9 protein-coding genes are annotated in these 10,195 nt (G+C 46.6%); 4 read left to right on the top strand and 5 right to left on the bottom strand.

Translation table 11 applies throughout. From position 1 onward, the window contains the following. Window positions 1–29: 29 nt before the first annotated feature. A complete protein-coding gene (locus ACJ751_RS20730; RefSeq protein ID WP_407747433.1) occupies window positions 30–1,625 on the top strand; it encodes a peptide chain release factor 3 in 1,596 nt (531 codons plus the stop codon). 76 nt (window positions 1,626–1,701) lie between these two features. After that, window positions 1,702–2,730 carry a GNAT family N-acetyltransferase gene (locus ACJ751_RS20725; protein ID WP_407747432.1) on the top strand — a complete coding sequence of 343 codons (1,029 nt, stop codon included), beginning with the start codon at window positions 1,702–1,704 and terminating at the stop codon, window positions 2,728–2,730. A gap of 61 nt (window positions 2,731–2,791) precedes the next feature. Here ACJ751_RS20725 and purB read toward each other — a convergent pair whose 3' ends face one another. Further along, on the bottom strand, window positions 2,792–4,138 hold the full coding sequence (gene purB / locus ACJ751_RS20720) for an adenylosuccinate lyase (RefSeq protein ID WP_407747431.1): 1,347 nt from the start codon (window positions 4,136–4,138) through the stop codon (window positions 2,792–2,794). A 59-nt stretch (window positions 4,139–4,197) separates the two neighbouring features. Between purB and ACJ751_RS20715 the strand changes: the two genes are divergently transcribed. Together ACJ751_RS20715 and ACJ751_RS20710 are read left to right on the top strand one after the other, a co-directional pair. Next, on the top strand, window positions 4,198–4,956 hold the full coding sequence (locus ACJ751_RS20715) for a menaquinone biosynthetic enzyme MqnA/MqnD family protein (RefSeq protein ID WP_407747430.1): 759 nt from the start codon (window positions 4,198–4,200) through the stop codon (window positions 4,954–4,956). 142 nt (window positions 4,957–5,098) lie between these two features. Further along, complete coding sequence (locus ACJ751_RS20710) at window positions 5,099–5,926, top strand: LamG domain-containing protein (protein ID WP_407747429.1); 828 nt, start codon at window positions 5,099–5,101, stop codon at window positions 5,924–5,926. Between the two features lie 75 nt (window positions 5,927–6,001). Here ACJ751_RS20710 and ACJ751_RS20705 read toward each other — a convergent pair whose 3' ends face one another. Genes ACJ751_RS20705 through ACJ751_RS20690 form a run of 4 tightly spaced genes read right to left on the bottom strand, consistent with a single transcriptional unit; the run spans window position 6,002 to window position 9,940 of the window. Beyond that, window positions 6,002–6,934 (bottom strand): glycosyltransferase family 2 protein, encoded by a 933-nt coding sequence (locus ACJ751_RS20705; protein ID WP_407747428.1) that lies wholly within the window; start codon window positions 6,932–6,934, stop codon window positions 6,002–6,004. Continuing rightward, on the bottom strand, window positions 6,934–8,049 hold the full coding sequence (gene wecB / locus ACJ751_RS20700) for a non-hydrolyzing UDP-N-acetylglucosamine 2-epimerase (RefSeq protein ID WP_407747427.1): 1,116 nt from the start codon (window positions 8,047–8,049) through the stop codon (window positions 6,934–6,936). Before wecB ends, ACJ751_RS20705 begins: the two co-directional genes overlap by 1 nt. Then, window positions 8,046–9,203, bottom strand: coding sequence for a glycosyltransferase (locus tag ACJ751_RS20695; protein ID WP_407747426.1), 1,158 nt, complete (start codon window positions 9,201–9,203; stop codon window positions 8,046–8,048). The genes wecB and ACJ751_RS20695 overlap by 4 nt, the downstream gene beginning before the upstream one ends. After that, complete coding sequence (locus ACJ751_RS20690) at window positions 9,200–9,940, bottom strand: class I SAM-dependent methyltransferase (protein ID WP_407747425.1); 741 nt, start codon at window positions 9,938–9,940, stop codon at window positions 9,200–9,202. The genes ACJ751_RS20695 and ACJ751_RS20690 overlap by 4 nt, the downstream gene beginning before the upstream one ends. Window positions 9,941–10,195: the final 255 nt, after the last annotated feature.

Raw genomic sequence — 10,195 nt, 5'->3', positions numbered from 1 at the left:
TGTAAGGCTTCCGGAAGGACTATAACACAATGAAATACAACAACGAAATTCATAAACGACGCACTTTTGCTATTATCTCGCACCCTGACGCCGGTAAAACCACCCTTACCGAGAAATTCCTGCTGTTTGGGGGCGCCATTCAAACGGCCGGGGCGGTAAAAAGCAACAAGATCAAAAAACACGCTACCAGTGACTTTATGGAAATTGAACGCCAGAGAGGTATCTCGGTGGCCACGTCGGTAATGAGTTTTGAATATAAAAATATCCTCATCAACCTGCTCGATACCCCCGGTCACAAGGACTTTGCGGAAGATACTTACCGCACTCTTACCGCCGTTGACAGCGTTATCCTGGTGATTGACAGCGTGAACGGCGTGGAGGAGCAAACCCGGCGCCTGATGGAGGTATGCCGCATGCGCGATACCCCGGTGATCGTGTTCATCAACAAAATGGACCGTGATGGTAAGAACCGGTTCGACCTGCTGGAAGAAATAGAAAATGAATTAAAGATCTCCCTGCACCCCATGACCCTGCCCATCAACAGCGGGAAGGATTTTAAAGGGGTGTACAACCTGCACGATAAGAACCTGCTGCTTTTCACCGCCAATACAAAGGCTACTGACGATGATACTGTAAGTATTTCTGACCTCAGTCTGCCCATCCTTGATGAAAAGCTGGGCGAAAAAGATGCTACCATTCTGCGGGAAGATGTGGAACTGGTGGATGGTGTTTACGGCGAATTGAATGTGACTGATTACCTGAACGGAAAAGTGGCGCCGGTGTTCTTTGGTTCTGCCATCAACAACTTTGGCGTAAAGGAAATGCTGGATACCTTTATTCGCATTGCGCCCATTCCCCGCCCGCGCGTTACTTCAGCACGCGAAGTGCCACCCACAGAAGACAAATTCTCGGGTTTTATTTTCAAGATCCACGCCAATCTCGATCCCAAACACCGCGACCGGATCGCCTTTTTACGGGTATGCAGTGGTAAGTTTGAACGCAACAAATACTTCCATCACGTACGGCTCGATAAAGACGTTCGTTTCAGCAACCCCTATACCTTCATGGCCCGCGATAAGGATGTTATTGAAGAAGCTTTTGCCGGCGATGTGGTGGGTTTGTTCGATACCGGTAACTTCAAGATCGGCGATACGCTTACGGAAGGCGAAGATTTTTACTATACCGGCATTCCTTCGTTCTCCCCTGAAATATTTAAAGAGGTAATAAATAAGGACCCGATGAAAACCAAGCAATTGGAGAAAGGTCTTTTACAGCTTACCGATGAGGGTGTGGCCCAGCTGTTCACCCAGTTTGGCGGCAATAAAAAGATCATTGGCTGTGTGGGCGACCTGCAGTTTGAAGTGATCCAGTACCGCCTGTTACAGGAGTACGGCGCTTCGTGCGAATTCAGGGCTATGCCGTATTACAAAGCCTGCTGGGTCACCAGTGCCGATCCCAAAAAACTGGATGATTTCACCCGCTTTAAATCGAACAACATTGCTACCGATAAAGATGGTCACCTGGTGTACCTGGCGCAAAGCGAATGGTTCCTGAATACCGAGCGGACTAACAACCCGGATATCGAGTTTCATTTTACATCTGAAATTCACAAAGAGGCGGTATAATAGTTGACCAGTTGATCAGTTAACCAGTTGACCAGACCGGATTTCCCCTGAACTAAGAAGACTTAACTTAGTATGCATGGTAATATTCGAAACTGACCGGTTAATAATACGTCGGTATACACTGGAAGACGAAGAAAACTTCTTCCGCCTGAATGGTGACCCGGAGCTGATGCGATACATTCGCGAAGCCCGGGACCGAAAGGAATGTTCGCTGTTTTTAAGACGGAACATTGTGTACTACCAGCAACGTCCGCTGATGGGCCGCTGGGCAATGGATGAAAAAGCTACCGGCGCTTTTGTTGGCTCTTTTGCCATTATTCCCGTTGAAAGCGCCGACGCCAAACGTAACCACGAAATACAATTAGGGTATGCATTGCTGAAGGATCATTGGGGCAAAGGTTTTGCTACTGAAAGCACCCTGGCCGGCCGGCAGTATGCCTTTGACGTAATGAAGCTGCCGCAGATAGTGGCCATCACAGAAGCAGAAAATACCGCTTCACAAAAAGTACTGCTGCGTTGCGGGTTTCAGCAACAACCCAACTTTCAGGAAGGCAATAAGAACCTGTGTTATTTCAGCAGCCGCAACCCCCATGTGATAGAAACAGAACGGCTTCATATATTTCCACTTACCATAGCTCAATTAGAGTTGTACTGCAAGGGAAATGACGAACTGGAACACGCCCTGAACCTGACGCCGTTTGGTCGTGGCATGTCGCCCCAGGTGCAGGACACGGTAAAAAAGATAACGCTGCCTGCCATGCGGCGTGCTGCAGAAAACGATTATCTGTTTTTTACTTTCTGGCTGGTGATTGATAAACTGAGTCACACCATTGTAGCGGAGATCGGGTTTAAAGGTCCGCCCGCCATTGACGGCTGTGTGGAGATCGGCTATGGCACCATGCCCTCCATGGTGAACAAAGGCTATATGACCGAAGCCGTAAAGGGGTTATTACAATGGACTGCTAATCGTCCTGACATCACCACCGTGCTGGCGGAAACCTATGCGGGGAACAAGGCGAGTATACGGGTGCTGGAAAAGAATGGGTTTGCGCAGTTTACTCAAAAGGGGGATATGTTGTGGTGGAGATATAAGTTGACCAGTTAACCAGTTGACGAGTTGATCAGTTGACGTATTAACTGGTTAACACGTCAACTGATCAACTATTTTAAAACTCCGGATTCACTCCCGTATAATTCTGCGGTGTTATTTTCTTCAATTCCTTTTTTATAACAGCAGACACTTTCAACCCATCAATGAACTGATGCATACTTTCCTGGGTAATGCCATTCTTGCCACGGGTCAGTTCTTTGAGTGCCTCGTACGGCTGCGGGTAGTTTTCGCGGCGGAGGATGGTTTGAATGCCTTCGGCCACTACCGCCCAGTTATTGTCCAGGTCGGCATTGAGGGCGTTGGAATTCAACACCAGTTTACTCAGGCCTTTTTCAATTGATTTTATTGCGAGAATGATGTGTGCAAATGGAACGCCGATGTTGCGCAATACGGTTGAATCTGTCAAATCGCGTTGCAGGCGGCTCACCGGTAATTTGGCGGCCAGGTGTTCCAGCAGTGCATTGGCGATACCGAGATTGCCTTCGGCATTTTCAAAATCTATCGGGTTTACTTTATGCGGCATGGCGCTGGAGCCAATTTCGCCTTTCAGCGTACGCTGTTTAAAGTATTCCATGGAAATATACGTCCAGATGTCGCGGCAAAAATCGATGAGGATGTTGTTGATGCGTTTCATGGCATCAAAATGCGCAGCCAGGTTATCGTAATGTTCAATTTGCGTAGTGAACTGCTGGCGTTGCAAACCCAGTACCCCTTCTACGAATTCGTTGCCGAAAGCCACCCAGTCTTTTTCGGGAAATGCAACAGCATGGGCGTTGAAGTTACCGGTAGCGCCGCCAAACTTGGCGGTAACAGGCACCTGGATAACCTGTTCCACCTGGTTGCCGATGCGTTCTACAAACACCATGATCTCTTTGCCCAGCCGGGTAGGGCTCGCGGGCTGTCCATGGGTATGGGCCAGCATGGGCACCTCTTTCCAGTCGGTTGCCAGTATTTCCAGCTGCCGGTTGAAGTTCAGCACGGCGGGGAGATACTCGATCTCGATAGCCTGTTTCCACGAAAGCGGAATGGCGGTATTATTAATATCCTGCGAGGTAAGGCCAAAATGCACCCATTCCTGGATGGCTTCGGCATCCATGGCAGCCATTTTTTCTTTTAAAAAGTATTCCACGGCTTTTACGTCGTGGTTGGTGATCTTTTCGGTGTCTTTAATTTTCAGGGCGTCTTCAACAGAAAAGTTATCACACACTTCCTGCAGGGCTTTTTTCTGCGCAGCAGTAAGGGAAAAGAATTTCTTATCGGCCAGGAACCGTACATACTCCACTTCTACCAGTACCCGGTATTTAATTAAGGCAAATTCAGAGAAATATTCGTCAAGATGTTGAACCTGATGACGATAGCGTCCGTCAATAGGGGAGATGGCCGTAAGTGCTTTTAGTTCCATGAACAATTGTTGTTTATTACAATACGTCGAGTACCTTTGTGCCCGCAAAATTAAATCAATTGAATAAGATTAAGGTTGGAATTGTTAATTATCTCAATACGAAGCCTTTAATATTTGGAATTCAGCGTGCGCCTGTGGTTGACCAATTGTTACTGATCGAGGATTATCCTGCTAATATTGCGCGTATGCTGATGGAGGGAACAATTGATGTTGGCCTGGTTCCCGTGGCGGTGATCCCGCATTTAAAAGAACATCATATTATCACCGATTACTGTATTGGTTGTGAAGGTCCGGTGGCTTCTGTAGCCATTTTTAGTGAAGTTCCGTTGGAGAAGGTAGAAAAAGTACTACTCGATTACCAGAGCCGTACCTCGGTGGCCCTGGCCAAAGTGTTGTTGCGCAAGTTCTGGAAAATGGAAGTGGAACTGATAGATACCAAAGACGATTACCGCTCGCAGATAAAAGGTACTACTGCCGGGGTGGTCATTGGCGACCGGGCGCTGGAGCAAAGGAAAGTTTCCCCCTATATATATGACCTTGGCGAAGCCTGGATAGCAATGACCGGTCTGCCGTTTGTATTTGCTGCCTGGGTGAGCAATAAGCAATTACCTGCTGATTTTATTGAAGCCTTCGATGCGGCCAATAAGCTGGGATTGCAACATATTGAAACGGCTGTAGCCGAAAATCCTTACCCGTTGTTTGACCTGCGTAAATATTGGACAGAACATATCAGCTATGAGCTTACGCCCAATAAGCGAAAGGGACTGGAAAAGTTTCTGGAATTTTTATTCGCTGAAAGTGCAATACGTAAGGTGTAACGCCCATGGCGACCGTTACACACTTATCGCCCGAATCAACACGGCTATATCCGTTTTGTGCGCGTTTATTTGTTTTATAAGGATAATTTAAGGGGTTGATTATTTTTACATGCTAATTTCCCTAATGCCAACAATTTAAAGCATGAAAAAAATAATAGTTTGTTTATTGGTCCTGTCATCTTTTTTTGCTTGTAATAAAGACTGTGAAGAGTGTAAGGATTGCAGCAAACATGATACTGTTTATATTCCAACGCCGCCGCCACCAGATACCTCCTGCAAAACTGACCTTACCAGGGACCTGCTGGCCTATTTTCCATTCAATGGAAATTTTAATGATGAAAGTGGCAATGGCAATAATGCCACCGCTAAAAATGGCGCCTTCCTCACCACCGATTTCCTGGGAAAAGCCAATAAAGCTGCGGGCTTCGATGGTTACGATGATTACCTGATCGTTCCCGGCAACCCTAAGCTGAATGCAGATACGGTTACTATTTCTTTCCAGGTAATGTTAAATACCATTAATCGCCGGCATGTAACAGTGAGCAAAATAAATTTTCAAACCGGGGCATCGTTATCTTATGGAATACATTGCAGCCAGCCTGCAGATAATAAATGGAATTGGGGTGTAACGCCCGGAACTGATCCGTGCTCAAGTACTTACTCATACGATCCGAGTGGATCAGTTTATTCCAATACATATGTAGCGGGCAGATGGTATAATGTTATAGCTTCGTTTGCCGGGGGAGTTGAAAAGTTATATGTAGATGGCGTGCTGCAAGGTTCCAAAACAAGACCATTTGCAAACGCTAAAAAATGTGATAACGGTGACCTGATGATCGGTGGCTGGTGGACAAATGATATTGTTTCCATTGATGGAAAGTTAGACGAAGTACGCCTTTACAAACGCCTGTTAAATGATTGCGAGATCAATAAACTGGCTGCAGCTTTTATAGAGCCCGTCGGAAAATAAGCTTACCTGCAAAAAATAAAGCGAAAGGAGGTCGTCTCAAAATAAGAGGCGACCTCCTTTCGCTTTATCCTCATCTTACTTTTTGCCCCGAAATACCAGTTTCACCAGGATCCAGGCGGCAGCCAGGCTTATGCTGAAAAAAACAGCCAGTTTACGGACAGCAATATAACCGATGGTAATGATCGTTTGCTTAAAGGAAATAGGATAGAGCAGCTTTAAATAATGCTCCATTCTTTTTATGTTATTCTTGGTGACCCCATAATAAACCGCAAATTTGCGGAACCATAAGGCCTGATCCTTTTTTGAAGCTACCCGGAGCAGGGCCGGAAGCTGCCGTTCGATCACTATTTTTTGCAGATCAAAATTATAAAAACCGTATAAAGAGGTGAGTGACCCGGCATGCAGCCGATAAAAATAAAGGTCGTGCCGGTTAAGATAATAAAAGCGGGTAATGGTCAACGCGCGAATAAAAAAATCATAATCTTCAATTAAAAAGGCCGAGGCGTCATATCCTTTTAACTGGTGGTGTATTTCGGCACGATACAGAAAGCAGGCGCCGCATCCCTTCCAGCTAACCATGCTGTCATTGACATTACCGAATGCCAGCGTGCCGGTAACTTTTCCATCGTCATCGATCGTTGTATAGTCGGCATATACCAAACCGCACGCCTCATCCGCTTCCAGCACTTTGGCCATTTCTGCCAGTGCGGTGGGGGCATAATAATTGTCGTCAGAGGTCCAGGTAAAATATTTTCCGCCGGCTGCCTCGAAGCCGGTGTTCAATGAAAGGGGCAGCTTTTTATTCTTTTCATTCCTGATAGCCTTAATGCGGCTATCTTTTTGCGCATAAGAGCGAATGATATCGGGGGTATTGTCGGTAGAGCAATCGTCAACAATGATCAGTTCAAAGTTTGCATACGTTTGCTGTAAACAGCTTTGGATGGACTGGGCTATATATTTTGAACCGTTATAAGTAGGCAATACGATGGATATCAGCGGAAGCTCCATTATAGTAATTGTTTTAATTGCTGAATGACACTGGTGGCGGTGGTACCGTTGCCATATGGGTTAACGGCATTCGCCATTTGTTTATATTTTGCCCCGTCCCTTAATAATTCGGTTACATTGTTTACAATATCGTCTTTGCCGGTGCCAACCAACCGGGCCGTACCGGCTTCAATTCCTTCTGTACGCTCCGTAACATTTCTCATCACCAGCACTGGTTTTCCCAATGCGGGCGCTTCTTCCTGAATGCCTCCCGAATCGGTGAGTACCAGGTAGCTTTGCGACAGCAACCATACCAGGTATGGATAGTCCAATGGTTCTATCAGGAATACCCGGTCCTGGTTTTGCAAAATCCGGTTCACAGGTTCTTTTACATTCGGGTTTAAATGTACCGGGTAAACGATCTGGCAATCGGGGAAATCGGCCGCAATCTTTTTTAACGCATAACAGATCTGTTCAAACGGTTCGCCAAAGCTTTCCCGGCGGTGCCCTGTTACCAGGATGATGTTTTTACCGGGCAACAGAAAATTGAAATAATTGCGGTACAGGTCGTCGTGCTGCTTTACTTTTTGTAACGCCAGCAAAAGCGCATCGATAACAGAATTGCCAACAACAAAAATATCCTGCCGGATATTTTCCTGCAGCAGGTTTTCACGGGCCGTATCGGTAGGCGCAAAATGAAAGTCGGTGATTACGCCGGCCAGTTTGCGGTTCACCTCTTCGGGATAGGGCGACAGTTTATTATGGCTGCGCAAACCTGCTTCTATATGCGCTACTTTGATCTTGCGGTAAAAAGCGGCCAGGGCGCCAATAAATGCGGTAGTGGTATCGCCCTGCACCAGCACCACATCCGGCTGGTAGTTTTCGAGTACCGGGGCCAGGCCAAGCAAACCGTTTGCTGTTATATCAAAAAGGGTTTGATCGGGTTTCATCAGCTGCAGATCATAATCAGGCGTTAATTCAAAGAATTGTAATACCTGGTCAAGCATCTGGCGGTGTTGAGCAGTAACGCATATTTTCACCTCGCACCAGTTCGCGTGGCGGCGGGCCTCTAAGATCAATGGCGCCATTTTAATGGCTTCGGGCCGGGTGCCAAATATAAAAAGCAGTTTTTTCAAATAGTCTGTTTTACGAGTTGTTGAATAGCGTCAAAAAATATTTGTGCCGGGTCATTGCCGTACAATTGCAGGGCTTTATGATGGGCCTGCATACCCATTTGCTGCCATTGTTCGCGCTGCTGCCAGGCTCTTTCCATGGCATTGCCAAAAGAGTTTACAGAGGCGGTATCGGCAATGAATCCTTCCATGCCTTCCTGGATCCATTCTTTATGGCCGCCTACATCTGTTACAATACAGGGCCGGCCGCAGATCATTGCTTCTACAACTGCCAGCGGCATTCCTTCCATAAGGGAAGGCATTAGCAAAATATGGTTATCTGCCCACAGGCGGCGGATGTCTTTTACTTTTCCGAAAAAGGTAACGCGATGCTGTAGCTGATAAAATGCTACCAGGTCTTTCAGATATTGCTCTTCAGGTCCCTGTCCGTAAATGTTCAGGTGTACCGGCCTGTTTTTCCATTGCTCAGCGGCCAGTATTTCCAGCACCAGGTCCTGGCCTTTGTGAATGGTGAGCAGGTTACCTACCAGCGCCAGCTGCAGGGTCTTTGTTTGTTCAGGGTAGGGTACCAGGCCGATGCTGTCGAGATTTACCGTATTGCGAACGATTGTGCTGTTGGGAATACGGGTAGCCAGTTGCCGTTCGGCCGTGTTGAGGTTGCGGCGGCTTACAAAAAAGATCTGTTGGGCCTGTTGATAGCATTGCCTGATCACGCCTGCTTCGTGATTGCTGAACTCGCGGCGGTTCTCATTGTTGAGTTGGGCAACGATACAGTAGGGGATTCTTTTTTTATGTAAGATGCTGATGAGGTCCTTTTCCTCGGCTATTGAATAGGCTGTTCCATTATAGATCACCAGGTGTGGCCGGGTGGCCAGCAACCGGCTGAAAGGATTATTGATCCTGTTCAGCAATAGGTAAAATGCTTTTTTTAACCATCTAATGGGCACAGGGGTGCCGGGCGCTATATAACCACGACGCGGTATATGCAGCAACCCTTTTTCGATCAGTTGCTTTTCTTTATCGGCTACCTGTGAAAACCGGTAGGTAGAGTGCGCAATGGTATGTCCCTGTTGCAATGCTTTTGCCGCCATGCCAGCCCACAATTCCTCACTGCCACCCCACGGTTCCCTGATCATCGATACGATGGCTATTCTCATGCTGAAACAGATTTGCTTTTTTCGGCCAACACTACATTATTCAGGTACAGGTCTTTTCTTTCGGGAAGCACCTTGCTCCAGAATAAGGCAAGCAGGTTGAACCCGGTATAGATCAGCAACCGGGCTACCGAGCGCACCACCGGTATTTTACCTACGATCGGGATCATATGCTGATGCCAATAGGTTATTCGTAGTTGCCATACCGTTTCAACAGCATTGCCGGTTTTATCGAGGTTCAAAACAGAAAAACCATTTTTTTCCAGCATATGCTTCATGGCAAAAGAGGTATAGCGGGCGAAATCGTTTGGCACTTCATGTTCACAGATCGCAAAAGGGCAGGTGATAAGGATCCGGCCGCCCGGTTTTAAAACCCGGTTCAGCTCTTGTAAGATCTCCGGCAGGTTAAAAATATGCTCAAATACTTCAGAGGTGAAGATGGAATCGAATTGGTCGTTATCGAACGGCAGGTGATGCCCGTCGTAAAAAAAATCAATTTGTTCGTTGGTGTGCGGATGCCCCTGGCTGTCAAAATCGACCCCGATATATTCTGAAACCGTAAACAGGCTTTTATACGGTTTGGAGCCACAACCAAAATCAAGTAACCGGCCTTTTAAAAAAGGACTGTATTTCTTTATGCCTTTCAGTAAACGGGAACGGACCAGGTACCCCGGATGGGTGATGGGAGGATTAAATCCCGGATGTACATTTTTTTCTATATTGTCCATGGTATTGGCCATTCGTGCAAAAATAGCGGGATTGCGCTTATTTTTAACGATTGTTTTAAAAGCGGTTTCAAAATATGGGAATAAGGAAATATGACATTAACTTTGGCCATTAATCCATGAAAATGACAGGTTTAATTAATAGATTATTAAAGCCTTTTAAATACACCATTAAGAAAGTGAACCCTGCTGAGCAGGCAGAAGATATTTATGGCGATGCGGCGTTTATGGCTATTTACGAACAGGTGCGGGATTTTACGATGACTTCTA

This window comes from Niastella sp. (genome assembly GCF_045805085.1).
GTDB lineage: Bacteria > Bacteroidota > Bacteroidia > Chitinophagales > Chitinophagaceae > Niastella.
The sequence above is the reverse complement of the archived record's forward strand: the minus strand, read 5'-3'. Positions and strand labels throughout refer to the sequence as shown.